Here is a 25,149-nt window from a genome sequence, read left to right as displayed (position 1 = left end):
GAGTGATTCAATCACCACCCTGCGCTGGATGCTGCACCAAGGGATCATGGCAGCCTTATACAGCGCCTGGCGATGTTTGTGACACAGTAGTACTAGATGATGCCGTGCTCCAGGGCCCAGCTGACCACCAGCTTGAAGACATAGCCGAGCATGCCGGCGCCGAGCACCACGAAGAGCATGATGGTGCCAAAGCGGCCGGCCCGGGACTGCTTGGCGAGGTCCCAGATGATGAAGCACATGAACAGCATCAGTCCGCCGATCATCAGCGGCGTGATCCAGGCTTCGAAGGTCTGTTGCATCTTGCCTCCGGGGCAGAGAGTGGGAGAATCGCGTGCGCCATTATACTCGCTCTCTCGTGCGCCCGCAGGAGGGGCGGGCGCGGCACGCTGTCCCTCCCGCCGGGGTGCGGGGTGGGGCCGCCCCGTGTTAGTATCCGAGTGAAATTCTCAGGTAATTCCACGACATGCCCATGCTGAAGATCTTCGTCGGTACCATGTATGGTGGCGCCCTGGACGTGGCCGAACAGGTCAAGCCGCTGTTCGAGGAGGCCGGCTACGAGGTCGCCATCTATGACCAGCCGACCCTGGACGACCTGACCGGATCGCCCACCGACCTGGCGCTGTTCTGCGTCTCGACCACCGGCAGTGGCGACTACCCCGGCAACATCGTGCCCTTCGTGCGCGAGCTGGAGACCCGGAGTCCCGGCCTCGGCTCGCTGCGCTACGGATTGATCGCCCTCGGCGACAGCTCCTACGTCGACTCCTATTGCGGGGCCGGTCGCAGCCTCGACGAACTGCTCCAGGGCCAGGGGGCGTCGCGCCTGGGCGAGCGCCTCGAGGTGGACGCCATGGAAACCTTCATGGCCGACGACGAGGCCCTGCCCTGGGTCGAGGAGTGGATCGAGGCCCAGCAGCTCAAGGTCGCCTGAGCATGGGCGCCTCGCCGACGCCGGAGCGCCTGAGCCTGCTGGTGGGACTCGCCGCCGTCATGCTGGTCAGCCTGCCGCGCTACCTGATGGAAGGCCAGCAGAGCCGCCTGACCCTGCTGGGGATCGCCCTGGTGGTGGTGAGTGGCGTGGCGCTGGCCCAGTGGCGCCTGCTGGCCGCCGAGGCTCGCGGGCGCCTGCCCGTCTTGCTCCGCCGCCTGGTGGTCTGCCTGGTGGCCGGGGTCCTGGTCACCGCGGGCTGGCAGCTGCTGGCGGCCGGTTGGCGAGGCTGGGCGCTGCTGGTGTCCCATGGCGCCACCGCGGGGTTGCTGCTGCACGCCCTCGGCCTCTGGTGGAAGCCGGTCGACGAGAGATAAGGCGCAAGAGGGAAGGTGTAAGAGGGAAGACGAAACGCGGCGAGGAAGAAGAGCGAAGAGTTGAGAACTGCGATCAGCAGGGTTCTCCTGCCTGCTTCACTCTTCACTCTTCACTCTTCACTCTTCACTCTTCACTCTTCACTCTTCACTCTTCACTCTTCACTCTTAGCCCAGCGTATAGCAGGGCTCGTACCCGCCGGCGAGCTTCATGCGGCCCTGGGCGACGAAGGAGCCCAGCAGTTCGTCCAGCCGGGCCATCAGCTCGGATTCGGCGCTCAGGCGGAAGGGGCCATGGGCCTCGATCAGGCGAATGCCGCGCTCCTTGACGTTGCCGGCGACGATGCCGGAGAAGGCCCGACGCAGGTTGGCGGCGAGCTCGTGCACCGGCTGGTTGCGGTGCAGGGCCAGGCCGGCCATGGACTCGTGGCTGGGCTCGAAGGTCTCCTGGAAGTCCCGGACCACGGTCAGCCGCCAGTTGTAGTAGAAGGCGTCCTGGCGGGCACGGCGGTACTCGGTGACATCGTCGATGCCCTTGCGCATGGTGCGGGCGACCTCGATGGGGTCGTCGATGATGATGCGATAGAGGCGGCGCACCGACTCGCCCAGGGTGTAGACCAGGAACTCGTCGATCCGCTTGAAGTAGTCGGCGGAATCCGCGGGTCCGGTCAGGATCACCGGCAGCTCCATGTCGGCGTTGTCCGGGTGCAGCAGGATGCCGAGCAGGTAGAGGATCTCCTCGGCGGTGCCCACGCCGCCGGGGAAGACGATGATGCCGTGGCCCAGGCGCACGAAGGCCTCCAGGCGCTTCTCGATATCGGGCATCACCACCAGCTCGTTGACGATCGGGTTCGGCGCCTCGGCGGCGATGATGCCGGGCTCAGAGACGCCGAGGTAGCGGCCCTCGTTGCGGCGCTGCTTGGCATGGGCCACGTTGGCGCCCTTCATCGGCCCCTTCATGGCGCCCGGTCCGCAGCCGGTGCAGATGTCCAGCTCACGCAGGCCCAGGTGGTAGCCGACGTGCTTGGTGTAGTCGTATTCCTCGCGGCTGATCGAGTGCCCGCCCCAGCACACCACCAGGCTGGGGTCGCGGCTCGGCTTCAGGGTGCCGGCCTTGCGCAGGATGTGGAAGACCGCATTGGTGGTGCCCTCGGCGGTGGTCAGGTCGAAGCGGTGGTGGGTCTGGATCTCGTTGTAGACGTAGACGATGTCGCGCAGCACCGAGGACAGGTGCTCGCGGATGCCGCGGATCATCTTGCCGTCGACGAAGGCCTCGGCGGGGGCGTTGGTCAGCTTGAGGCGCACCCCGCGATCTTGCTGGAGCACCTCGATGTCGAAGTCGGGGTAGGTCTCCATCAGGGCGAGGCCGTCATCGGTGGGGTTGCCGGAGTTGAGCACGGCCAGGGAGCAGCTGCGCAGCAGCTCATGGAGCCCGCGGCGGGAGGTGTCATGCAGCCGGTTGACCTCGTGCTGCGAGAGGATCTCGAGGCTGCCTTCCGGGGAGATGGTGCTGGAGATGGTGTCGGCCATTCAGGGCGTCCGTGTCACTGGAGATAGAGGCGGGCGGATAGGGCCCGCGGCTTGGCTCGCCGACCCGAGCGGCGATGCCGGTGGATGATGCCCTCATGCTACCACGCCGCCTTGTTGCGGGCAGCGCTGCGGTGCGGGGGGCGAGCTGGTAGAATGGTCGCGCCCGGTCCCCTGCAGCGACGCTCCTGCCATGTTCAACGCCCAGTACTTCCGTACCTTCATCACCCTCGTCGAGACCGGCAGCTTCACGCGCACGGCCCGACGTCTCGAGATGACCCAGCCGGGGGTCAGCCAGCACGTGCGCAAGCTAGAACAGTACCTGGGCAAGCCACTGCTGGACCGCCAGGGGCGGCGTTTCGTGCTCACCGAGGCGGGGCGGCGTGCCTACGATTATGCCCTGAAGCTGTTCGCCGAGCATGAGCAGTTCCGCCACTCGCTGGACGACGAGAGCCTCGACAGCGGCGAGTGCCGCCTCGCCTCGCCGGGCAGCGTCGGGCTGATGCTGTATCCCTTCATCCTGGGTCAGCAGCAGATGCACACCGGGCTGACGGTCAGCTACAGCTTCGCCTTCAATCACGAGATCGTCACCGACGTGCTGGCCGGGCGCCACGACCTGGGCATCGTCACCGAGGCCGTGCGCCATCCGGACATCGACTGCGAGGCCTGGCACCAGGAGCCCCTGTGCCTGGTGGTGCCGGCGGACTTCGCCGGCACCGGCCTGGCCGACCTGATGGGCATCGGCTTCATCAGCTATTCCGATGGCGTCAACCATGCCGGGGTGCTGCTGCGCCACAACTTCCCGGTGGAGTTCCGCTCGATGAGCCACTTTCCCCGCCAGGGCTTCACCAACGAGGTGAGCATGGTGCTGGACGCCGTGGCACGCGGCCTGGGGTTCACCGTGGTCTCGCGGCTGGTGCTGGAGACCTCGCCCTGGCAGCGCCAGGTCAAGGAGCTGTCGCTGCCCCATCCGGTCCACGAGACCCTCTACCTGGTCACCCGGCGAGGCAGCCGCATGCCGCGACGCTACACCCGACTGCTCAAGGCCTTCCGGGAGCACCGTCGCCACGAGCGCTACGGGCACGGCGAGCTGCCGGTGCCCGCGGCCGGCGAGCGTCTGGGCTGAGCCGGCGAGCCCACCCCTCCTGCCAGGAAAAAGCCCCGCCATTGGCGGGGCTTCGCGGTCCGGGGCGCCGGTTCACTCGCGGTAGGCGTCGATGCTCGGGCAGGAGCAGATCAGCTGACGGTCGCCGAGCACGTTGTCGACCCGGTTGACCGCCGGCCAGACCTTGGCGGCCTTGACCGCCTCCGAGGGGAAGGCGCCGAGCTCTCGCGAGTAGGGGCGCTCCCAGTTCGCGTCCATCAGGTCGGCCATGGTGTGCGGGGCATTGACCAGCGGGTTGTCGTCCGCCGGCCACTCGCCGGCCTCGACCCGCGCCACTTCCTCGCGGATGGCGATCATGGCGTCGCAGAAGCGGTCCAGCTCGTAGCGCGACTCCGATTCGGTGGGCTCGATCATCAGCGTGCCCGGCACCGGGAAGGACATGGTCGGGGCATGGAAGCCATAGTCCATCAGGCGCTTGGCGATGTCCTCCTCGCTGATCCCCGAGGCCGCCTTGAGCGGGCGGATGTCGATGATGCACTCGTGGGCCACGGTGCCGTTGGCGCCCTTGTAGAGCACCGGGTAGTGCTCGCCCAGGCGATGGGCGATGTAGTTGGCGCCGAGGATGGCCAGCTCGGTGGCCTCGCGCAGGCCGCGCGCGCCCATCATCTTGATGTAGGCCCAGGAGATCGGCAGGATCGAGGCGCTGCCGAAGGGCGCCGCCGAGACCGCGCCGGCATCCGCCTCGACGCCGTCCAGCGGACGCACCACGTGGTTGGCGACGTAGGGCGCCAGGTGGGCCTTGACGCCGATCGGGCCCATGCCCGGCCCGCCGCCGCCGTGGGGGATGCAGAAGGTCTTGTGCAGGTTGAGGTGGCTGACGTCGCCGCCGAAGTCGCCGGGGCGGGCCAGGCCGACCTGGGCGTTCATGTTGGCACCATCGATGTACACCTGGCCGCCGTGCGCATGGACGATCTCGCAGGCCTCGCGCACGCCTTCCTCGAAGACCCCGTGGGTGGACGGGTAGGTGAGCATGATCGCCGAGAGGGCGTCGCCGTGCTGCTCGGCCTTGGCGCGCAGGTCGGCGAGGTCGATGTTGCCGTCCTCGTCGCACTCCACCACTACCACCTTCATGTGGGCCATGGCCGCCGACGCCGGGTTGGTGCCGTGGGCGGAGTTGGGGATCAGGCAGACGTCGCGGTGCCCCTGGCCCTGGGCCGCCTGGTAGCGACGGATCGCCACCAGGCCGGCGTACTCGCCCTGGGCGCCGGAGTTGGGCTGCATGGAGATATGGTCGTAGCCGGTGATCTCCACCAGGAAGGCGGCCAGCTCGTCGATGATCTGCTTGTAGCCGGCCACTTGGTCCTTGGGCGCGAAGGGGTGGATGCGCGCGAGCTCCGGCCAGGTGATGGGAATCATCTCCGTGGTGGCATTGAGCTTCATGGTGCACGAGCCCAGCGGGATCATGGCGTGGGCCAGGGAGAGGTCCCTGTTCTCCAGTCGCTTGAGGTAGCGCAGCATCTCCGTCTCGCTGTGGTAGCGGCGGAAGGTCGGGTGCGTCAGGAACTCGGACTCGCGGCGGCTGGCCGCCGGGATGCCGCTTCTGCCCTTGGCGATGATCTCGGCATCGAGGGCGGCCACGGACAGGCCATGCTCCTCGCCCAGCAGGACGTCGAACAGCAGGTCGAGGTCGTGGGCGGTGGTGGTCTCGTCGAGGCTGATGCCCACGTCGCCACCCGCGAAGTAGCGCAGGTTGACGTCGTGGGCCATGGCGCGGCCGTGGATCTTGAAGGCATTCGCGCCGGTCAGCCGCAGGGTGTCGAACCAGCTGTCATGGGTCAGGGTGATGCCGCTGCGCCTCAGGCCCTCGGCGAGGATGGTGGTCAGGCGGTGGATGCGCCCGGCGATGGTGCGCAGCCCCTCGGCCCCATGGTAGACGGCGTAGAAGCCGGCGATGTTGGCCAGCAGTGCCTGGGCGGTGCAGATGTTGGAAGTGGCCTTCTCGCGGCGGATGTGCTGCTCGCGGGTCTGCATGGCCATGCGCAGGGCGGTGTGGCCACGGTTGTCCTTCGAGACCCCGATGATCCGGCCGGGGATCGAGCGCTTGAGCTTGTCGGTGGTGGCGAAGAAGGCGGCGTGGGGGCCGCCGAAGCCCATGGGCACGCCGAAGCGCTGGGCGGAGCCGACCACCATGTCGGCGCCCAGGGCGCCGGGCTCCTTGAGCAGCACCAGCGACATGATATCGGCGGCCACGCAGGTCATGATGCCCTTGTCCCTGGCCGCGGCCAGCCGCGGGGCCAGGTCGTGGACCCGGCCGCCGTCGCCGGGATACTGCAGCAGGGCGCCGAACACGTCGTGGGCGGCCAGTTCCTCGGCCGGGCCGACGATCAGCTCGAAGCCGAAGTAGTGGGCCCGGGTGCGCACCACGTCGAGGGTCTGCGGAAAGACATCGTCGGCGACGAAGAAGGCATCGGTCCTGGCCTTCTTGTTGGCGCGACGGCACAGCGCCATGGCTTCGGCGGCGGCGGTGGCCTCGTCGAGCAGCGAGGCATTGGCCAGGCCCATGCCGGTGAGGTCTATGACCATCTGCTGGAAGTTCAGCAGGCCTTCCAGGCGGCCCTGGGAGATCTCCGGCTGGTAGGGGGTGTAGGCGGTGTACCAGCCCGGGTTCTCCAGCACGTTGCGCTGGATGACCGCCGGCAGGTGGGTGTCGTAGTAGCCCTGGCCGATGTAGCTCCTGGCCACGCGGTTCTGGCGGGCCAGGCGATAGAGATAGTCCAGGGCCTCGGCCTCGCTGCGCGGCGGATCCAGGTCCAGCTCACGCCCCAGGCGGATGCCTGCCGGCACGGTGCGCTCGATGAGGCTGGCCATGCTGTCCATGTCCAGCGTCGCCAGCATGGCGGCCACGTCGGCAGCCTCCGGGCCGTTGTGGCGACGGATGAAAGCATCATGATTGGCCAGGTCGGCCAGGCGGCGTTTGTCGAAAGCCATGGAATACCCTGTTTGCGTGTCGTCACCCGAGTCGGGGCAGGAGAGCGGGAAGCCGGGACCCGACCGCCGGTCGGGTCCGCCGGGAGGGATCAGTCGTCGGCGTCGGCCACGGCCTCGTAGGCGTCGGCGTCCATCAGGTCGTCGAGGGCGGCGGCGTCCTCGATGCGTACCTTCATGATCCAGGCATCCTCGTAGGGCGACTCATTGATGGACTCCGGCGCATCCTCGAGGGCCTCGTTGACCGCCACCACTTCACCGGACACCGGGGCGTAGAGGTCGGAGGCGGCCTTGACCGACTCGACGACCCCGAACTCGTCCCCCTTGGCCAGGGTGGCCCCGACTTCGGGCAGTTCGACGAATACCACGTCGCCCAGCGACTGCTGGGCATGGTCGGTGATGCCGATGGTCACGGTGCCGTCACCGTTGTCCAGCACCCACTCGTGACTTTCGGCATAACGCAGGTTGGCGGGGATAGAGCTCATGACGATTTCCTATACGAAAAAGGTTTTCTGAAGCGGGGGCATGCTAACGCCCTCGTGGCCGTTTGGCGAGCCCCGGTAGGCCTGGATTCCCCCGTGGCGGGGAGGATCCACCCCCAGCTTAGGTGCCCGTCGCGGGTCTTGCCCAGTTCCGTGATGGCCCGGTGCGCCGAGCGCGCAAGCCGCGCCGTCCATGGCCGGCCCTTGCCCTGGCGGGGTGCCACGGCTAGAGTGGCAGCGTTTCCGATAAGAAACAAGTTTCTCGGTGGCGCCCCGGAGACCGGTGCAGGCGTTCGGGGCGGCAACCGCGGCCAGGAGGAGCACATGATGATGGCTCGGGGCGCGGCTGTGACTATACTTTGTCCTGCCGGATCGAGGAATCACCAAATTTTCCAATAGGAGACTGGAGCGCCAACGGACGTATCCGCTATGGTACGCGTGTTCGTATCAGCGTGGTTTCACCCGACCGCGAGCACATGCACGTTGGTGCATAACAACAACCAGTATAGGGAGACGAGACGTGGAAACCTTTACCAATCTACTGTCAGCCATCGAGGGGGTCGTATGGGGCCCCTTGATGCTGGTGCTGCTGCTGGGCGTCGGCCTGTATCTGCAGGCGGGCCTGCGCTTCCTGCCCATCCGCAAGCTGGGCATGGGCTTCAAGCTGCTGTGGCAGGGGCGCACCACCGCGAAGGGCGAGGAGGGGGAAGGTGAAGTATCGCCCTTCAACGCCCTGATGACCTCGCTGTCGGCGACCATCGGCACCGGCAACATCGCCGGCGTTGCCACCGCCATCTTCCTCGGTGGGCCCGGGGCGGTGTTCTGGATGTGGATCACCGCCCTGGTGGGCATGGCCACCAAGTTCGCCGAGGCGGTGCTGGCGGTGCGCTATCGCCAGGTCGACGAGGCCGGCGATCACGTCGGCGGCCCCATGTACTACATCCGCAATGGCCTGGGCAGGAAGTGGGGCTGGCTCGGTGGTGCCTTCGCGCTGTTCGGGGCGGTGGCGGCCTTCGGCATCGGCAATACCGTGCAGTCCAACTCCGTGGCCGACGGCCTCGGCCAGTCCATCGGCCTGCCCCACTGGATCACCGGCCTGGTGATCATGGTGCTCGCCGGTGCGGTGATCCTCGGCGGCATCAAGCGGATCGCCAAGGTGGCGGGCAAGCTGGTGCCGATCATGGCCATCGCCTACATCGTGTGTGGCCTGCTGGTGCTGATCATCAACGCCGACCAGGTCGGCAGCGCCCTGGGCATGATCTTCGGTCACGCCTTCACGCCGATCTCCGCCGCCGGCGGCTTCGCCGGGGCCGCCGTGGCCAAGGCCATCCAGTTCGGTGTCGCCCGCGGGGTCTTCTCCAACGAGGCGGGCCTGGGCAGCGCGCCCATCGCCCACGCCGCGGCGCAGACCAAGAACCCGGTGCGCCAGGGCCTGATCGCCATGCTCGGGACCTTCATCGACACCATCGTGGTCTGCTCGATCACCGCCCTGGCGATCCTGACCACCGCCTGGACCTCCGGCGAGACCGGCGCCTCCCTCACGGCCCTGTCCTTCAACGAGGCCCTGCCGGGGGTCGGCCAGTACGTGGTGTCCTTCGCCCTGGCGGTGTTCGCCTTCACCACCATCCTGGGCTGGGCCTTCTACGGCGAGAAGTGCTTCGAGTACCTGTTCGGCGTGGCCTCGATCAAGGTCTACCGGGTGGTCTACATCCTGGCGATCTTCGTCGGCTCCGTGCTGCCGCTGGGCTTCGTGTGGCTGCTGGCCAGCGTGTTCAACGCCATGATGGCCATCCCCAACCTGATCGCCCTGGCACTGCTGTCGCCGGTGGTGTTCCAGCTGACCAAGGACTACTTCGAGGGCCGGCCCGTGCTGCCGGGCGAGGACCTCAACAAGTGAGCGACGGCGTGGCCGGCCCGGGGCCGGCCACGCCCGCTTTCCACTCACGGGAAGGGTGAACCGATCCGATGACCGAACAACGCAAGACCCCGCTTTATGATCTGCACGTCGAACTGGGCGGCAAGATGGTGCCCTTCGCCGGCCATGCCATGCCGGTGCAGTTCCCCCTCGGCGTGAAGAAGGAACATGAGCACACCCGCCAGGCCTGCGGCCTGTTCGACGTCTCGCACATGGGGCAGGTGCTGCTGCGCGGGCCCGAGCCGGCCAGGGCGCTGGAGACCCTGGTGCCGGCGGACCTGATCGGCCTTGCCGAAGGCATGCAGCGCTACGGCCTGTTCACCAGCGAGGAGGGCGGCATCCTCGACGACCTGATGATCGTCAATGCCGGCGACCACCTCTACCTGGTGGTGAACGCCGCCTGCAAGGAGCAGGACATCGCCCACCTGCGCCGCGGCCTTTCCGACCACGAGATCGAGGTGCTGGATCGTGGCCTGCTGGCCCTGCAGGGGCCGAAGGCCGCCGCCGTCATGCAGCGCCTGTGTCCCGACGCCTGCCGCATGGTCTTCATGCAGCACGGCAAGTTCACCATCGAGGGAATCGAGGTGTGGATCAGCCGCAGCGGCTATACCGGCGAGGACGGCTTCGAGATCTCGGTAGCCGCCGAGCACAGCGAGGCCCTGGCACGTCGCCTGCTCGCCGAGGACGAGGTCGAGCCGATCGGCCTGGGCGCGCGGGACTCGCTGCGCCTCGAGGCGGGGCTGTGCCTGTACGGCCACGATATCGACACCAGCACCACCCCCGTGGAAGGGGGCCTGATCTGGGCCATCGGCAAGCCGCGCCGGCGGGGCGGTGAGCGTCCCGGCGGCTTCCCGGGGGCCGACCTGATCCTGCACCAGGTCGCCGAGAAGGACCACCAGCGCAAGCGGGTGGGCCTGCTGGGGGAGGGCCGGGCGCCGGTCCGCGAGGGCACCGAACTGTTCGACGCCGACGGCAATCGCATCGGCGCGGTGACCTCCGGCGGCTTCGGTCCCAGCGTCGGCAAGCCGGTGGCCATGGGCTACGTGACCATCGACCAGGCCGAGGTCGGCAGCACCGTGTATGCCGAGGTGCGCGGCAAGCGGTTGCCGATGACGGTCAGCAAGATGCCCTTCGTGCCGCCGGGTTACTATCGCGGCTGATATTATACCGTTATCTCCAGGTTTCCCTGCCAGCGGCCATCCCGAGAGGGGTGGCCGTTTTCCATGGTCCCGGGGGTGGTTGATGCCCGCGTCCCGTCAGGGAGCGACCGGCGTGATCCAGCGAAAGGTCAGGCTGATGCGCAGGCCGCTGCTGCGGCGCGGCAGCAGGGCATGCTCGAGCGCCGCCTGGGTGCCGGGGCCCATCAGCAGCAGGCTGTCGTGGGGCTGGTCCACATTGAAGGCCGGGGCGCGGCGGTCCTTCCAGCGGAAGCGCAGCGGGCGGTCGGCGCCCAGGGAGACGCCCACGATCAGCGGGGCGGGGCCCAGTTCCGGCTCGTCATCGCTGTGCCAGCCCATGCGCTCCCGGCCGGTGGCATAGCGATTGAGCAGCACGCTGTTGAAGCGGGTCGGGTGACCGGCCTGGGCGAGGCGCTGGATCACGGCATCGCGGATGGCCACGACCGTCGGGTGCCAGGGGGTCGGAAGGAAGTCCCGGCCCGAGTAGCGGTAGCGGGCGTCGCCCATCCAGACCTGGCGTCGCGGGATCGGATGCTCGCGGCCGTAGAGGCGCAGCCGCGGCTGCTGCCAGTCCAGCTCGTGGTCCAGGCGGTCGAGGGCGCTGGCCGCGGCGGGAGCGCCGAGCAGCTCGGTGAACCGGGTCAGTGCCGGCGAGGCCAGCAGCGTTTCGCCGCGGGGAGGGTCGAACGGGGCCATGCCCCGAGGATGCCAGCCCGCCGGCTAGCCGGCCAGGGCCAGGCTCGCCAGGGCGAAGGCATAGCCGATCGCCGCGCCGGCGGCCACGTCGCTGAGGTAGTGCAGCCCCAGGCCGACCCGCGACATCGCGATCAGTGCCACCAGCGGGACCAGGGCCGGCACCAGGGCGGGGCTGTGGGCCGTGACCAGGGTCAGGAACATCACCGCGTGAATGGTGTGCCCGCTGGGGAAGCTGTAGCGGTCCCGGGCCGGCTCCTGGCAGCGGATGGTGGCGAAGGTGATGAAGGGGCGCTCGCGGCACAGGCGGGTCTTGAGCAGGCGGTAGACGACGATGGCCGCCGCGGCCGTCAGGGCATACTGGGCGGCCAGTCGCCAGCCCGCCTGGGGGTGCAGCCAGGGCTGGGCGAGGATCACCGCGACCCAGATCGGCCAGTCGCCGAGCTTGCTGGCCAGGCGCAGGGTGGCCAGCCAGGGCCGGTGGATGCTGAAGCCGGCCAGGCGCTGGCAGAGCTGCCACTCCAGCAGGTCGAGGCGTTCAAATACGGCAGGGGCGCGAGGTTTCATCGGACATCTCCCGGGCAAGGGTCAGGGCGGCGAGGAAGTCGTCGGCGATGGCCGGCCAGCGATAGTGCAGCGCCCGTTCCCGGGCGGCCCGCCCCAGCCGGCCATAGCGGGCCGGCTGCTGGCACAGCGTAACGGCGGCATCGAGGAAGCCGGCCTCGTCGCCGACGGCCAGGCTGACGCCGTTGACGTCATCGTCGATCAATTCGGCGCCGGCGGCGTGGCGGAAGGCCACCGTGGCCAGGCCGCTGGCCATGGCCTCGAGGAGCACGTTGCCCCAGGTCTCGGATATGGAAGGGAAGATGAAGAGGTCGGCGCTGGCATAGTGGCGCGCCAGGCTCGCGGCATCGATGAAACCGGTGAAGTGGACCTCGGGCAGCGCCTTCTCCAGCGCTGCCCGGCCCGGGCCGTCGCCGACCGCGACGAGGGTCATGTCCGGGCGGGCGGCGAGCATGGCCGTGAAGGTGTCACGCAGCAGGTCGAGGTTCTTCTCGGGGGCCAGCCGGCCCACGTAGAGCGCCACCGGCCGATGGGCGTCGCTGCCCCAGGCCTCGCGCAGGCTCGGGTCCCGGTGGCGGGGGGAGAAGTGCTCGCCGTCGATGCCTCGGGCCATCACCCGCACGCGCTCGAAGCCCCGGGCGGTGAGGGACCGGGCCTGGTCCCGGGTGGGGACCAGGGTGGCCCCGCAGCGGTTGTGGAAGTGCCTCAGTCGCCGGGTGACCAGGGAGGACAGCCAGCCGACGCCATAGTCGCGGCAGTAGTGATCGAAGTTGGTGTGCCAGCCGCCGACCACGGGGATGCCGAGTCGCTCGGCCACGCCCAGCGCCGACCAGCCCAGCGGCCCCTCGGTGGCCAGATAGACGACGTCGGGGCGGTCGGCCTTCCAGAGGCGGCGGATGCGGCGTGCCGCGGGCAGGCCCAGGCGCACCTCCCGGTAGCCGGGCACCGACACGCCGCGGACCTGGAGCTCGGCGGCGATGCCCTGGGCGACATGCGGATCCCCGGCGGGGCGCGGACGGATCAGCTGCAGCGTCATGCCGCGCCGCAGCAGGTCGTCGCTGAGGCGTCCCAGGGTATGGGCCACGCCATTGATGTCCGGTGACCAGGTTTCGCTGACCAGGCAGATGCGCATGTCGTCCCTCGTGGCATCGTGGGCCGGGATGGCCCCCGTCAGTCACGACGATGCCCGAGGCGCGTGACAGCGGGGCGACAGCGCGGTGAAGCGGGGATGACAGCCCCGACGGATCAGCGCAGTACCGTGGTCGGGTCGATGGGCTTGCCGCCATGGCGCATGTCGAAGAGCAGCTCATGGCGTCCGCTGGCGGCATGCAGGCCGACCTCGCAGAGCGGCGTGCCGCGACGGACCTCCTTGCCGCTCTCGACCAGCAGCGTCTCGCACAGGGCGTAGACGCTCTGCAGGTTGTCGGGGTGATGGACGATCACCACCCGGCCCAGCTGGCGCATGCTGCCGGCGAAGCGCACCTGGCCATCGGCGACGGCCCTGGCCCGGGTCCCCTCGCCGGTCGCCAGCAGCATCGGCTGGAGGGTGCCGCGGGCATCGGGGCCGTAGCGCCGTGCCACCCGGTAGTCGTCGAGGGGCCAGGGCCAGCCGCTGGCCTGGCGTGGCACCTCGCCGGGGTCCGGCAGGCGGGCCCGCGACGGGCGCGCAGGGGCCGGCGTGGCCATGCCCCGGTCGCCGCCCAACGGCACCTGGATCAGTTGCCCCACCTCGAGGTCGGTGGCCGCGATCCCCGGGTTCGCCGCCGCCACCCGGCCGGGGGCCGTGCCGAAGCGCCGCGCGATGGCGGTGTAGGTGTCGCCGGGGCGCACCTGATAGCGGTAGGGGCCGTCGGAGGGCGCCCGCTCGCGGCGGCTGGGGACCAGCAGACGCTGCCCCACGGCGAGGCGGCGCGGGTCGACGCCGGGGTTGAAGCGGCGCAGGCGGACCAGCGGCACCTCGGCGCGCCGGGCGATCCCGCCGAGGGTATCGCCGCGCTGGATGGTGATCCAGTTGCCGGCCAGCGGCTCGCCGCCCCGCAGGGCGCCCGTGGGCGTTCCGGCACAACCGGCCAGCAGGAGGATCAGCAGGATCAGGGCGAGTCGAGGGCGGCGTCCTTGGCCTGCCACAGGGCGTTGAGCCATGAGTGGAAGCGTTCCTTGTAGGTCGGGTCTTGGTGGTAATCGCCTTGCTGCATCCAGGCCGGCACCGCCAGATGGCGGGCTCGCAGGTGGATGGTTTGCTCGCGGCCGCAGAGGAAGTCCCAGAAGCGGGGCTCGGGATTGTCGTAGCTGATGGTCACGTCGAGGATGCCGCCGAGGCGGTCACCGAGCAGGCCCAGGACCTGGGCGATGCCGCCGGCCCGGGGCGGCAGCAGGTGACGGTAGGGGCTGTGGCGCGCGGCATGCTTGGCCGGTGTGAAGCGGGTGCCCTCGACGAAGTTGTAGATGGCGATGGGCCGCTCCCGGGCATGGCGGCACATGCGCTCGGTCGCTTCCCGGTCACGACGGGCGAGGTGCGGGTGACGCTCCCGCTGCTCCCGGCTCAGGCGCCGCAACATGGGAAATTCCAGGGCCCAGAAGGCCAGGCCGACCACGGGCAGCCAGATCAGCTGGCGCTTGACGAAGAAGTGCGGCATGGGGATGCGCCGGTGCAGGGCCATGAAGAGCACGAAGATGTCGGTCCAGCTGCGATGGTTGGAGAGCACCAGCCACCAGTCGTCCCGGGTCAGGCCGTCCGGCAGCTCCAGGCGCAGGTCGGGCCTTACCCAGTGGCGCATCCACCAGAGGTTGCCGTCGACCCACCAGCGGGCGATGGCGTTGAGCCCGACAAGCACGCGGCGACGCAGGGGACGCCCCGGCGTGACCAGCTTGAGCAGGGTGAGCGCGATCAGCGGCACCGCCCAGAACAGGGTGTTGAGGGTCAGCATCAGCAGACTGACGATCCCCCTGAGGGTCGACATGCCGGTCTCCTTGGTCATCGTCGAGAAAGGCAATGCTAATGGATCGAGGCGAGGGTGCCCAGCGGAGATGGCCAGGAGCAACGACGTGGCGGTGGAAGCCGTCATTCCTGCAGGTCGGGCAGGTCCTCGAAGAGTGCCAGGGCCTCGGGGTTGGCGAGCGCCTCGCGGTTCTTGACGGGCTGCCCGTGGACGACGTTGCGCACCGCCAGTTCCACGAGCTTGCCCGAGCGGGTACGGGGCAGGTCGTCGACCTGGAGGATCTTCGCCGGGACATGCCGCGGCGTGGCGTTGGCGCGGATGGTGTCACGGATTCTCCGGCGCAGGGCGTCGTCCAGGGTCAGCCCCTCGCGCAGGCGCACGAAGAGCACCACCCGCACATCGTCCTGCCACTGCTGGGCGATGCACAACGACTCGAGCACGTCCTCGACCTTCTCCACCTGGCGGTAGATCTCGGCGGTGCCGATGCGCACCCCGCCGGGGTTGAGCACGGCATCGGAGCGGCCGTGGATGATCAGGCCGTCCTCCGCGGTGATCTCGGCGAGGTCGCCGTGGGCCCAGATGCCGGGAAAGGTGGCGAAGTAGGCGTCGTGATAGCGCCTGCCGTCGGGGTCGTTCCAGAAGCCGATGGGCATCGCCGGGAAGGGCCGGGTGCACACCAGCTCGCCCTTCTCGCCGCGCAGCGGCCGGCCGTCGTCGTCGAGGACGTCCACCGCCATGCCCAGCCCGCGGCACTGCAACTGGCCGCGGTAGACGGGGCGAATCGGACAGCCCAGGGCGAAGCAGGAGACGATATCGGTGCCGCCGGAGATGGAGGCGAGCAGCAGGTCGGCCTTGATGTCCCGGTAGACATAGTCGAAGGATTCATGGGCCAGGGCCGAGCCGGTGGAGAGCACCGCGCGCAGCCGCGAGAGGTCGTGGTCCCGGCCCGGCGCGAGGCCTTCCTTCTCGCAGGCCGCGAGATACCGGGCGCTGGTGCCGAACACCGTCACGCCCTCGCGTTCGGCCATCGCCCAGAGGGCGTCGGGAGACGGCGCGAAGGGAGCGCCGTCAAACAGCACCAGGGTGGCGCCGCTGGCGAGTCCCGAGACCAGCCAGTTCCACATCATCCAGCCACAGGTGGTGTAGTAGAAGAAGACGTCGTCCGCGCCCAGGTCGGTATGCAGGCGATGCTCCTTGAGGTGCTGGAGCAGGGTGCCGCCGGCGGCGTGGACGATGCACTTGGGCGTGCCGGTGGTGCCCGAGGAGTAGAGGATATAGAGCGGATGGTCGAAGGGCAGGGCGGCGAAGGCCGGCTCGTCCGCCTCCCCGGCCAGGTAGTCGTCCCAGGCCACCGCGCCCGGGATGTCGCCGAGGTCGGGTCGGTCGTCGAGGAAGGGGAAGACCACCACGGCCGCCAGGCCCTCGAGGGCCGCGGTGACCTGCGCCAGTCGCGGGCGGATATCGATCGCCTTGCCGTTCCAGGTGTAGCCGTCGGCGGCGATCAGCACCTTGGGCTCGATCTGGCCGAAGCGGTCGAGCACCCCCTGGACGCCGAAGTCGGGCGAGCAGGAGGACCAGACGGCGCCGAGACGGGCGGTAGCCAGCATGGCGATCACCGCCGGCTCCGCATTGGGCACCAGGCCGGCGACCCGGTCGCCGGCTGTCACGCCGCTGGCGCGCAGCGCGGCGGCCAGGCGCGCCACCCGGCGATGCAGCTCGTCGTAGCCCAGGCTGCGGCGCCGGCCGCGCTCGTCCAGGGCGACCAGGGCCGGGTGGTCGTCCCGGCGGCGCAGCAGGTTGGCGGCGAAGTTGAGTCGTGCCTCGGGGAACCAGCGGGCGCCGGGCATCGCCTCGGGGTCGACGAGCACCCGTTCGCCGCGGGTCTCGGCGACGATATCGAAGGTCTCCCACAGCAGCGACCAGAAGGCCTCGGGATGGGCGAGGCTCCAGGCGTGCAGGGCCCCGTAGTCGGTGAGGGCATCGCCATGGGCATCCTCGATGCGGCGCATCAGGGCCGTCATCTGGGTGCTCGCGATCGCCTCGGGGGACGGTTGCCAGACTGGAGTGGCCATATGCTTGCCTCCCGCGCCGTGCCGCGATGTCTACCCTGAGCTTAGCACCGGGGTCGACACGGTTTCCTGCAGCACCTCCCGCAGCGCCTGGGCGGCCACCGAGAGGTCATCGGCGCTGGGCGAGAGGATGCCCACCGCCCGCTCGATGACCGGCGCATGCAGCGACAGGCAGCGCGCGCCGAGTTCCTGCATCTGGTGGATGCACAGCGAGGGGACGGCGCTGACGCCGAGGCCGCTGGCGACCATGCGCCCGACGGTGGCCAGATGGTGGCTCTCGAAGGCCACCGGCAGCTCGATCCCCTGCAGGCGCAGCTGCTGCTCGAGGAGCCGGCGGACCATGGAGGGGCGCTGCAGGGTGATGAAGTCCCGGGTCAGCAGCGCCGGCCAGTCGATCGAGGCGCGCGTCGCCAGGGCCGAGTCGGCCGGGACCACGGCGACGAAGCGGTCCCGGTACAGCGGGGCGAAGTGCAGCGACTGGGCGGCCTCGGGCTCGAAGGCGATGCCCAGCTCGACGCGGCCCTGGTGGACCATGTCGATGACCTGCTCGTTGATGACGTCGTGGACGGTCACGTTGATGCGCGGATAGCGCTGGCGGAAGGCCATCAGCACGCCGGGCAGCTGGTTGCCGGCGAAGGAGGGCATGGCGGCCACGGCGACGCGGCCCAGGCGCAGGGTGAAGCGCTGGCGCAACAGCTCCTCGGTGTTGTCCCAGTCGGCCAGCAGGCGCTCGGCGAGCGGGACCAGGGACTCGCCTTCCGGGGTCAGCCGCACGCTGCGGGTGCTGCGGGTCAGCAGCCGTCCGCCCAGGCTTTCCTCCAGGCCCTTGACGGTCAGGCTCAGGGCCGGCTGGGAGAGGTGGAGTCGCTCGCAGGCCTGGGTGAAGCTCAGGGTCTGGGCCACGGCGAGGAAGGCCCGGAGTTGCTTGACGGTCATGGACGGCCTCCACGGCGGCGTCGATTGATTTGAAATATAAAATAATCGATAAGAAAAACAAACTTAACAAATATATTGCCTCCCGCGACACTGCCAGGACCGCGATAACAACCATCCTCCAACCAGTTGAGGCAGCGATATGGCCGGATTCGACAAGCGTGTGAATTCCTATGAAGAGGCGATGGCCGGCATCGAGAGCGGTATGACCGTCATCGCCGGCGGCTTCGGGCTGTGCGGGATCCCCGAGAACCTGATTGCCGAGATCAAGCGGCGGCGCGTCAAGGACCTGACCGTCTACTCCAACAACTGCGGCGTCGACGGCTTCGGCCTGGGCCTGCTGCTGGAAGACCGCCAGATCGGCACCATCCATGCCTCCTACGTGGGCGAGAACGCGCTCTTCGAGCAGCAGATGCTGGAAGGCGAGATCGAGGTGGTGCTGACCCCGCAGGGCACCCTGGCCGAGAAGATGCGGGCGGGCGGCGCCGGCATTCCTGCCTTCTACACCGCCACCGGTTACGGGACGCCCATCGGCGAGGGCAAGGAGGTCCGCGAGTTCGGCGGCCGGCACTACATCCTCGAGGAGTCCGTGGTGGGGGACTTCGCCATCGTCAAGGGCTGGAAGGCCGACCGCTACGGCAACGTCGTCTACCGCGACACCGCCCAGAACTTCAATCCGCTGGCCGCCACCGCGGGCAAGATCACCGTGGTCGAGGTCGAGGAGATCGTCGAGCCCGGCGAGCTCGCGCCGGACCAGATCCACACCCCGGGCATCTACGTCGATCGCATCATCCAGGGCAACTTCGAGAAGCGCATCGAGAAGCGCACCGTCCACCAGGGCTGAGGGTTTCGCTCCATCTCCCGGACATTCGCCGTTGGATAGCGCGAGAGGCGCCGGGGGCAGATCGTAGAGGAGGTCCTACGCCATGGAATGGCGTCGGTAGCGCCCAGGGAAGGGTTCACAGCGCCTCCTCGTAGATCTGCCGCCGGCATTGGCCTCGAGCAGGGTTCACCGGCGCTCATCCCTTACAAGATACAAGAGGCATCAAGATGGCACTGACTCGCGAACAGATGGCAATGCGCGTGGCGCGCGAACTCGAGGACGGCTTCTACGTCAACCTGGGCATCGGCATCCCCACCCTGGTCGCCAACCATGTCCCGGACGACATCGACGTGATGCTGCAGTCCGAGAACGGCCTGCTGGGCATGGGGCGCTTCCCCACCGAGGAGGAACTGGACCCGGACATGATCAACGCCGGCAAGCAGACGGTCACCGCCCGGCCGGGCGCGGCGATCTTCTCCTCGGCGGAGTCCTTCGCCATGATCCGTGGCGGCCACGTGGACCTCACCGTGCTGGGCGCCTTCGAGGTCGACCAGCACGGCAACATCGCCTCCTGGATGATCCCGGGCAAGCTGATCAAGGGCATGGGCGGCGCCATGGACCTGGTGGCGGGGGCCGAGAACATCATCTGCACCATGACCCACGCCTCCAAGCACGGCGAATCAAAGCTGCTCGAGCAGTGCAACCTGCCGCTCACCGGCGCCGGCTGCATCAACCGGGTGCTCACCGACCTCGCCTACCTGGAGATCGAGAACGGCGCCTTCGTGCTCAAGGAACGCGCCCCGGGGGTGTCCGTCGAGGAGATCGTCGAGAAGACGGCCGGCAAGCTGATCGTGCCGGAGCACGTGCCGGAGATGACCTTCGCCGAGTGACGCGGCCCGTCTCGCCCCACCTCGCCTCGGCCCGGACCGCGTGTCCGGGCCGAGGCGTGTCGGGATGCCGAAAATCTGACCATTCCAAGCGACACCTCGCTGCCAGGCCGGTCCCGGACGCTTGTCCGTCACCGGTGCACAGCGTTATCCACAGAATCTGTGGATGGTCCGGTCAGCTGAGCTCGCAGCGGGTATGGTGGGGGAGCAGCAGCTCGACGGTGCGTTCCTGGTTGGCGCTGACCTGCTTCTGGACGAGCGCCAGCCCGCCCAGGGCCAGCCGATGCTCATCGCCCTCGGCGAAGGCTAGCCGACGGGGCAGCGTCGGATAGAAGCGGTAGTCCAGCAGGGGGGAAATCGGCAAGACGCCATGGTGGCGGTCGGCGTCACCGCTCAGGCCATTGTCGCGCAGGCGGGTGTCCAGCCGGCCGATTTCCTCGCCGAGGCGGGCGCAGTCGAAGCCCGGGTGATGCAGCCCGGGCCCCATGACCGCCAGCCAGCCGGCCAGCGGATGGGCCGCCGCCAGGGCCTGGTAGCTCGCCCAGTCGGGCATCGGCCAGGGCCGGGCGCGACACAGCAGGTTCTGGCCACGGGTCGCCTCGGGCGGGGCCTGCGCCACCAACTGCTCCAGGGCCGCCCGGGGGCTCCGCGAGAGGGTGCCGAGCTGCAGCTCGGCGAGTACCAGCCAGGCGCCCTCGTCGGGGGCGGCCAGCAGCGTCACCAGCAGCCCCCGGTCGGCCATGGCATAGCGCTGCACGGGACGGTAGCCGAAGCGCACCAGGGTCGGCAGCAGCGCCTCCATCGACCAGGGGCCATGGTTGAGGGTCAGCAGGGCCAGATATTCCGGTGGGGTCTCCACCGGCCACAGCCGCAGCCCGCCGATATCCGGGTGGTGGTGGACATAGTCCAGCCATAGTTGCTGAACGAACTCTTCACGTTGCATCCTGCCTCGCCCTCTGTGCTGGTGCCCTGTGCGCTGACACTACGCAGTGTAAGCGGCGGGGGTGTGGGCAGATTCAACGAGGCAGGAACGCCGGGGCCCGAAACGCGAGAACCGCCCGTAGGCGGTTCTCGGTGCGCGGCGCCGGAGGCTCAGGCGCTGGCGGTCAGCCACTCCCGGTCGCGGGCGTACTGGTCGAACTCGGTGAAGCCGCCCACGTGGGCCTGGTCGACGAAGATCTGCGGCACGGTCTCGACCGGCTTGCCGATGGTCTTCTCCATATCGGCCTTGGTGATGCCTTCCTCGTGGATATCCACGTAACGGAAGCCCGTGATGGCGCCGGCGCCTTCGAGCTTCTCGGCGAGTGCCTTGGCGCGCACGCAGAACGGGCAGGCGGGACGACCGAAGATAACGACGAACATCAACTACTCCTTGCATCCGTGGATGCGTGAAAGGGGGCGGGAAAAATCTGGCGCCATTGTGAACGAGCACAGCGGATTTGGCCAATAGGCGAGGCCTGATGGGGTCATTGCCGAGGACTATCGGGCGGGCCTCAGAACGTCTCCAGCTCGCTGGCATCGGCGCGGCGCAGCAGGTTGCCGAGATCGTCGTAGAGGGCGGGGCTGGTGACCAGCAGGTTCTCGCCGTAGAGCTCCTCGGGGATGCCGCCGGGACCGGGATAGAGATGGCCGGTGCGGGCCCCGGCCTCCCGGGCGATCAGCAGGCCGGCGGCGAAGTCCCAGGGCGAGACGCTCTCGTAGTAGGCATCGAGGCGCCCGCAGGCCACGTCGCAGAGGTCGAGGGCCGCCGAGCCGTTGCGCCGCACGTCCTGGCAGTGGGTGAGCACGGCCATCAGCCGGCGCATCAGCGGCGGGCGGCTGTCGCGACGGTAGGGGAAGCCGGTCCCCACCAGGCAGCGCGCCAGGTCCCGGGTGCGGCTGGCATGGATCGGTTCGCCGTTGCGCCAGGCGCCGCGGCCGGCCAGGGCCGTGAAGGTCTCGTCGAGGAAGGGCGCGTGGACCACCCCGAGCTTCAGGTGACCGCCGCTCACCCAGCCGATGGAGACGGCCACGTGGCGCAGCCCATGGGCGAAGTTGACGGTACCGTCGATGGGGTCCACCACCCACATGTCCTGGGTGTGCTCGAGGGCCTCGCGGTCGGGGGCCAGTTCCTCGCTGAGGCGATGCTCGTCGGGAAAGCTCGCCTCCAGGCGATCGCCGATATAGGTGTCCACCTCGACGTCGGTATCGGTCACCAGCTCCTGGCCGTGCTTGAAGCGGTGCTCGATGCCGCCTTCCTCGCGGGCCTCGGCGATCAGGCGCCCGGCGTGGCGGGCGATGTCGACGGCGATCTCGAGGCGGTTCTCGGGGCTCATGACGGCTCCTCGGGCTGGGGGAAGGACGCCTTCATGCTAGCAGCTCGCCCGGCCACTGCCGAATGCCGGGCCGAGCCCCTATACTGTCGCCTCGACACCCTTCGGAGGACGACATGCAGGCATTGACGGCCGAACAATACGCTCGGCTGCAGCAGCTGGCCCGGGCCTGGGAGCACCGCCATCTCAGGGCGGCCAAGGCCGAGGCGCGCTACAATCCCCGGCTGGGCGTGGATGCGCTGTGCTTCCAGCCCCATGCCCTGGGGGAGGGGCGCGAGGTGCTGCTCGGCGCGCTGATCACCCCGCTGTCGCTGTCGCTGGCCCTGGTGCCACTCCAGGACGAGCCGCCCGCCGCGCCCGAGGCCCTGCGGCGGGTGTCCCTGCCCTCCGGGGTCTATCCCTTCCGCCCCCTGGTCCTCGAGGGGCAGCCGCGGCTGTGGGTCTGCGAACTGCTCGATGACCTGTCCGATGTCGGCTCGCTGCAGGAAGGCAGCCGCCTGGCCCAGCGGTTGATGGAAAGGGTCATGACGCCGCCGCCCTGAACTGGTGCTGTGCGTGGCGGGCCCTTATGCTGGACGGGCCCATCTCCCGGCAACCCTCAAGGAGTCGACATGACCGCAACTGCCCCCACCCCCCGCGTCGCCCTGGTCACCGGGACCAGCAGCGGCATCGGCGAGGCCGTGGTACGCCACCTCTGCGAGCAGGGCCACCAGGTGTTGGCCGTGGACTTCAACCCCGCCGGCCAGGAGGTCGCCGAGCGGGCCGGGGCCGCCTTCTTCCAGGCCGACCTGACCGACGGCGAGGCCTGCAAGGCGGCGGTTCAGGAGGCCCTCAAGCGCTTCGGCCACCTGGATATCCTGGTCAACAACGCCGGCATCCAGCACGTCTCGCCCATCGAGGACTTCCCCGAGGATCAGTGGCGTCGCATCATCGACCTGATGCTGACCGCGCCCTTCCTGCTGACCCAGGCGGCCTGGCCCTCCATGCGCGAGGGGGGCTGGGGGCGTATCGTCAATGTCGCCTCGGTGCATGCCCAGGTGGCCTCGCCGGGCAAGGCCGCCTACATCAGCGCCAAGCACGGCATGATCGGCCTGACCAAGACCGCCGCGCTGGAGGGCGGCAGCCAGGGCATCACCGCCAACGCCATCTGCCCCGCCTACGTGAAGACGCCGCTGGTCGACAACCAGATCGCCGACCAGGCCAAACTGCACGGCATGGAGGAGCAGGAGGTGGTCGAGCAGATCATGCTCAAGAACGCCGCGGTCAAGCGGCTGATCGATCCCGCCGAGGTGGCCTCGCTGGTCGGCTACCTGGCCTCCGATGCCGCCGGGGCGGTCACCGGCGCGAGCTGGAACATCGACCTGGGGTGGACGGCGCAATAAGACGCGCTGCGCCGCTTCAAGAAGGAAGAACGGCGCTTCGCGCCTGGAAGAGGGAAGACAAGCACCGATCTTGGCTTCCCTCTTCCCTCTGGCGCCTCAGCGCCTTACCGGCCGCTTCTGCAGCTTGCGCTGCAGGGTGCGGCGGTGCATGCCCAGCGCCCGGGCGGTGGCGGAGATGTTGCCGTCGTGTTCCTGCAGCACCTTCTGGATATGCTCCCAGGTCAGGCGGTTGATCGAGGGCGGATGCTCGGCCACCTCGGCCTGGGGGTCGCCTTCCTCCCGGCCCAGGGCGGCCAGCACCTCGTCGGCGTCCGCCGGCTTGCACAGGTAGTTCACCGCGCCGAGCTTGATCGCCTCCACCGCCGTGGCGATGCTCGAGTAGCCGGTCAGCACCACCACCCGGCAGTCCGGGACCAGTTCCAGCAGGTCCGGCAGCAGCTTGAGTCCCGACTCCTGTTCCAGCTTGAGATCCAGGGTGGCCAGTTCCGGCTGGTGCTGGCGGGCCAGGGAGAGGGCCTCGGCGGCATCGTGGGCCACCAGGGCCTCGAAGCCGCGGCGGCTCATGGCGCGATGCAGCACTTGGCAGAACATCTCGTCGTCGTCGATGATCAGCAGGCGTTGGGCGGTGTCTTGCATGGCATCCTCGCGGGGGAGTCGATGACCCTGGCGGCTCAGGCCGCGGGGTCGCTTCGGGGCAGGGTCACCTCGGTCAGGGTGCCACCCTCGGGATGATTGTACAGGCTCACGCCGCCACCGAAGCGGTTGATGGTGGCATGGGTCAGGAACAGGCCGATGCCGAGCCCCTTGCTCTTGGTGGAGACGAAGGTGTCGCCCAGCTGGTCGGCGATGGACAGTGCCACCCCGGGACCATGGTCGCGGATGTCGATCACCACCTCCTCGTCGTTCCAGTCGAGCTGGATGGTGATGTCGTCGGGGTTGGCGTCCGCGGCATTGTTGAGCAGGTTGGTCAGCGCCTGGTCGAGGGTGGCGTCCACCGCCAGCCGGGGCTGGCCACGGCGCCCGGCGATCTCGAGGCGATGCGCCACGTCCGGGCGCAGCACCAGCCAGCGCTGCACCACGGTGGCGAGCCAGTCGCCGGCCTCGCGAACCTCGGGCTGGGCCATGCGGCGACGATCGGCGCTGTCCACCAGGTGGCGCAGGCGTGACTTGCAGGTGTTGACCTGCTGGCGCAGCAGGTCGATGTCCGTCTCCAGCTGGGTGTCGCCCCGGGCGTCCTCGCGCATCTCCTTGAGCAGCACGGCCATGGTCGACAGCGGGGTCCCCAGTTCGTGGGCGGTCCCGGCGGCCTGGGTGGCCACGGCGAGCACCTGCTCGTTGCGCAGCACCGCTTCCCGGGTGCGCGACAGCGCCTGCTCCCGACTGCGCAGGGCCCGGGCCATCTTGTAGAGGAAGAAGGTCACCAGGCCGGCGGACAGCGCGAAGTTCAGCCACATGCCCAGCGTATGCAGGTTGATGGTGGTCTCGGCATGGGGCATGCCGAGCTGGGGCACCGGATGGTAGACGAACATCAGGAAGCTGTAGCCGGCCATGGCCGCGGCGGCGACGGCCCAGGCATGGCGCCAGGGCAGGGTGGCGGCGGCGATGGTCACCGGCACCAGGTAGTAGTTGATGAAGGGGTTGGTGGAGCCCCCGGTGAAGTAGAACAGCAGGGTCAGCCCGCCCACGTCGGCGAGCAGGTGGCTCAGGTACTCCCGGTGGGTGACGGCGCGGGGACGCCCCAGGCGCCACCAGGTGCCGACGTTGATCAGGCCCATCACCAGGATCACGCCGATCACCGCGGGAAGGTCCAGGGCGAAGCCCAGTCCCTCGACGCCGATGACGATGCCGGCCAGGAACCCCGTCCAGGTGATCCCGCGCACGATGGTCAGGCGCACCAGGTTGCGGTTGGGGGTGGACAGCGGCAGGGGCAGGGCGGCTTGCATGGGGACTCCGCAGGCGATCGGTGCCGCGATGATAACCGATTGGCCCGGTGCGCCGCCTCTCCGTCCGCGCGGCGATGTGTCGCCCGGCTGCCCCCGGCGGGCCCAGGCTGTAT

At 69.0% G+C, this 25,149-nt stretch carries 25 protein-coding genes; 9 read left to right on the top strand and 16 right to left on the bottom strand.

Going from position 1 to position 25,149, the window contains the following annotated elements; all coding sequences use genetic code 11:
* Nucleotides 1-92: 92 nt before the first annotated feature.
* Complete coding sequence (locus FHR97_RS04105) at nt 93-299, bottom strand: DUF2788 domain-containing protein (RefSeq protein WP_183382459.1); 207 nt, start codon at nt 297-299, stop codon at nt 93-95.
* A gap of 164 nt (nt 300-463) precedes the next feature.
* On the opposite strand from FHR97_RS04105, the gene FHR97_RS04100 reads away from it, so the two are divergent.
* Nucleotides 464-928, top strand: a complete 465-nt coding sequence (locus FHR97_RS04100) for a flavodoxin domain-containing protein (protein ID WP_183382458.1) — start codon at nt 464-466, stop codon at nt 926-928.
* Nucleotides 929-930: 2 nt separating this feature from the next.
* Nucleotides 931-1,302 (top strand): hypothetical protein, encoded by a 372-nt coding sequence (locus tag FHR97_RS04095; protein ID WP_183382457.1) that lies wholly within the window; start codon nt 931-933, stop codon nt 1,300-1,302.
* A gap of 165 nt (nt 1,303-1,467) precedes the next feature.
* Here FHR97_RS04095 and ppnN read toward each other — a convergent pair whose 3' ends face one another.
* The gene (ppnN, locus tag FHR97_RS04090) at nt 1,468-2,829 is read right to left on the bottom strand and encodes a nucleotide 5'-monophosphate nucleosidase PpnN (protein WP_221187651.1); all 1,362 of its coding nucleotides are present in this window, start codon (nt 2,827-2,829) and stop codon (nt 1,468-1,470) included.
* Between the two features lie 190 nt (nt 2,830-3,019).
* On the opposite strand from ppnN, the gene FHR97_RS04085 reads away from it, so the two are divergent.
* A complete protein-coding gene (locus FHR97_RS04085) occupies nt 3,020-3,952 on the top strand; it encodes a LysR family transcriptional regulator (protein ID WP_183382456.1) in 933 nt (310 codons plus the stop codon).
* Nucleotides 3,953-4,024: 72 nt separating this feature from the next.
* Here the strand turns inward: FHR97_RS04085 and gcvP are convergent, their stop codons facing one another.
* Nucleotides 4,025-6,919 carry an aminomethyl-transferring glycine dehydrogenase gene (gene gcvP, locus FHR97_RS04080; RefSeq protein WP_183382455.1) on the bottom strand — a complete coding sequence of 965 codons (2,895 nt, stop codon included), beginning with the start codon at nt 6,917-6,919 and terminating at the stop codon, nt 4,025-4,027.
* A gap of 89 nt (nt 6,920-7,008) precedes the next feature.
* Nucleotides 7,009-7,401, bottom strand: coding sequence for a glycine cleavage system protein GcvH (gcvH, locus tag FHR97_RS04075; RefSeq protein WP_183382454.1), 393 nt, complete (start codon nt 7,399-7,401; stop codon nt 7,009-7,011).
* A 517-nt stretch (nt 7,402-7,918) separates the two neighbouring features.
* Here gcvH and FHR97_RS04070 point away from each other — a divergent pair.
* Nucleotides 7,919-9,295, top strand: coding sequence for an amino acid carrier protein (locus FHR97_RS04070; RefSeq protein WP_183382453.1), 1,377 nt, complete (start codon nt 7,919-7,921; stop codon nt 9,293-9,295).
* 68 nt (nt 9,296-9,363) lie between these two features.
* Entirely contained in the window at nt 9,364-10,473 is a 1,110-nt protein-coding gene (gene gcvT / locus FHR97_RS04065; protein WP_183382452.1) for a glycine cleavage system aminomethyltransferase GcvT, read from the top strand.
* Between the two features lie 96 nt (nt 10,474-10,569).
* On the opposite strand, the gene FHR97_RS04060 is transcribed toward gcvT, so the two are convergent.
* The 7 genes from FHR97_RS04060 to FHR97_RS04030 all read right to left on the bottom strand — a co-directional run bounded on the left by FHR97_RS04060 (nt 10,570) and on the right by FHR97_RS04030 (nt 17,692).
* Nucleotides 10,570-11,187 (bottom strand): alpha-ketoglutarate-dependent dioxygenase AlkB family protein, encoded by a 618-nt coding sequence (locus tag FHR97_RS04060; protein ID WP_183382451.1) that lies wholly within the window; start codon nt 11,185-11,187, stop codon nt 10,570-10,572.
* Nucleotides 11,188-11,211: 24 nt separating this feature from the next.
* Nucleotides 11,212-11,751 carry a phosphatase PAP2 family protein gene (locus tag FHR97_RS04055; RefSeq protein ID WP_183382450.1) on the bottom strand — a complete coding sequence of 180 codons (540 nt, stop codon included), beginning with the start codon at nt 11,749-11,751 and terminating at the stop codon, nt 11,212-11,214.
* Nucleotides 11,723-12,880: a glycosyltransferase family 4 protein gene (locus FHR97_RS04050; RefSeq protein ID WP_183382449.1), complete on the bottom strand. Its 1,158-nt coding sequence runs from the start codon at nt 12,878-12,880 to the stop codon at nt 11,723-11,725. Before FHR97_RS04050 ends, FHR97_RS04055 begins: the two co-directional genes overlap by 29 nt.
* Before the next feature lie 113 nt (nt 12,881-12,993).
* The gene (locus FHR97_RS04045) at nt 12,994-13,890 is read right to left on the bottom strand and encodes a LysM peptidoglycan-binding domain-containing protein (RefSeq protein ID WP_183382448.1); all 897 of its coding nucleotides are present in this window, start codon (nt 13,888-13,890) and stop codon (nt 12,994-12,996) included.
* Nucleotides 13,839-14,708 carry an acyltransferase gene (locus tag FHR97_RS04040; protein ID WP_183382447.1) on the bottom strand — a complete coding sequence of 290 codons (870 nt, stop codon included), beginning with the start codon at nt 14,706-14,708 and terminating at the stop codon, nt 13,839-13,841. Before FHR97_RS04040 ends, FHR97_RS04045 begins: the two co-directional genes overlap by 52 nt.
* Before the next feature lie 101 nt (nt 14,709-14,809).
* The gene (locus FHR97_RS04035; protein WP_183382446.1) at nt 14,810-16,759 is read right to left on the bottom strand and encodes an acetoacetate--CoA ligase; all 1,950 of its coding nucleotides are present in this window, start codon (nt 16,757-16,759) and stop codon (nt 14,810-14,812) included.
* Between the two features lie 30 nt (nt 16,760-16,789).
* A complete protein-coding gene (locus FHR97_RS04030; protein WP_183382445.1) occupies nt 16,790-17,692 on the bottom strand; it encodes a LysR family transcriptional regulator in 903 nt (300 codons plus the stop codon).
* Nucleotides 17,693-17,831: 139 nt separating this feature from the next.
* Between FHR97_RS04030 and FHR97_RS04025 the strand changes: the two genes are divergently transcribed.
* The gene (locus FHR97_RS04025; protein WP_183382444.1) at nt 17,832-18,533 is read left to right on the top strand and encodes a CoA transferase subunit A; all 702 of its coding nucleotides are present in this window, start codon (nt 17,832-17,834) and stop codon (nt 18,531-18,533) included.
* 206 nt (nt 18,534-18,739) lie between these two features.
* Nucleotides 18,740-19,402 carry a CoA transferase subunit B gene (locus tag FHR97_RS04020; protein WP_183382443.1) on the top strand — a complete coding sequence of 221 codons (663 nt, stop codon included), beginning with the start codon at nt 18,740-18,742 and terminating at the stop codon, nt 19,400-19,402.
* Nucleotides 19,403-19,574: 172 nt separating this feature from the next.
* On the opposite strand, the gene FHR97_RS04015 is transcribed toward FHR97_RS04020, so the two are convergent.
* The 3 genes from FHR97_RS04015 to FHR97_RS04005 form a co-directional block, all read right to left on the bottom strand.
* Nucleotides 19,575-20,342, bottom strand: a complete 768-nt coding sequence (locus FHR97_RS04015; protein ID WP_183382442.1) for a VOC family protein — start codon at nt 20,340-20,342, stop codon at nt 19,575-19,577.
* Nucleotides 20,343-20,491: 149 nt separating this feature from the next.
* Nucleotides 20,492-20,761 carry a GrxA family glutaredoxin gene (locus FHR97_RS04010; protein WP_183382441.1) on the bottom strand — a complete coding sequence of 90 codons (270 nt, stop codon included), beginning with the start codon at nt 20,759-20,761 and terminating at the stop codon, nt 20,492-20,494.
* A 131-nt stretch (nt 20,762-20,892) separates the two neighbouring features.
* The gene (locus FHR97_RS04005) at nt 20,893-21,714 is read right to left on the bottom strand and encodes an inositol monophosphatase family protein (RefSeq protein WP_183382440.1); all 822 of its coding nucleotides are present in this window, start codon (nt 21,712-21,714) and stop codon (nt 20,893-20,895) included.
* A 113-nt stretch (nt 21,715-21,827) separates the two neighbouring features.
* Between FHR97_RS04005 and hybE the strand changes: the two genes are divergently transcribed.
* Nucleotides 21,828-22,253, top strand: coding sequence for a [NiFe]-hydrogenase assembly chaperone HybE (hybE, locus tag FHR97_RS04000; protein ID WP_183382439.1), 426 nt, complete (start codon nt 21,828-21,830; stop codon nt 22,251-22,253).
* Nucleotides 22,254-22,322: 69 nt separating this feature from the next.
* Nucleotides 22,323-23,093, top strand: coding sequence for a 3-hydroxybutyrate dehydrogenase (locus tag FHR97_RS03995; protein WP_183382438.1), 771 nt, complete (start codon nt 22,323-22,325; stop codon nt 23,091-23,093).
* Nucleotides 23,094-23,189: 96 nt separating this feature from the next.
* Here the strand turns inward: FHR97_RS03995 and FHR97_RS03990 are convergent, their stop codons facing one another.
* Nucleotides 23,190-23,729: a response regulator transcription factor gene (locus FHR97_RS03990; RefSeq protein WP_183382437.1), complete on the bottom strand. Its 540-nt coding sequence runs from the start codon at nt 23,727-23,729 to the stop codon at nt 23,190-23,192.
* Nucleotides 23,730-23,764: 35 nt separating this feature from the next.
* Complete coding sequence (locus tag FHR97_RS03985; protein WP_183382436.1) at nt 23,765-25,036, bottom strand: ATP-binding protein; 1,272 nt, start codon at nt 25,034-25,036, stop codon at nt 23,765-23,767.
* Nucleotides 25,037-25,149 lie beyond the last annotated feature (113 nt).

The organism is Halomonas stenophila (assembly GCF_014192275.1).
Classification (GTDB): Bacteria; Pseudomonadota; Gammaproteobacteria; order Pseudomonadales; family Halomonadaceae; genus Halomonas; species Halomonas stenophila.
Note: the sequence above shows the minus strand (reverse complement) of the source record. Positions and strands in the feature narration are given on the sequence as shown.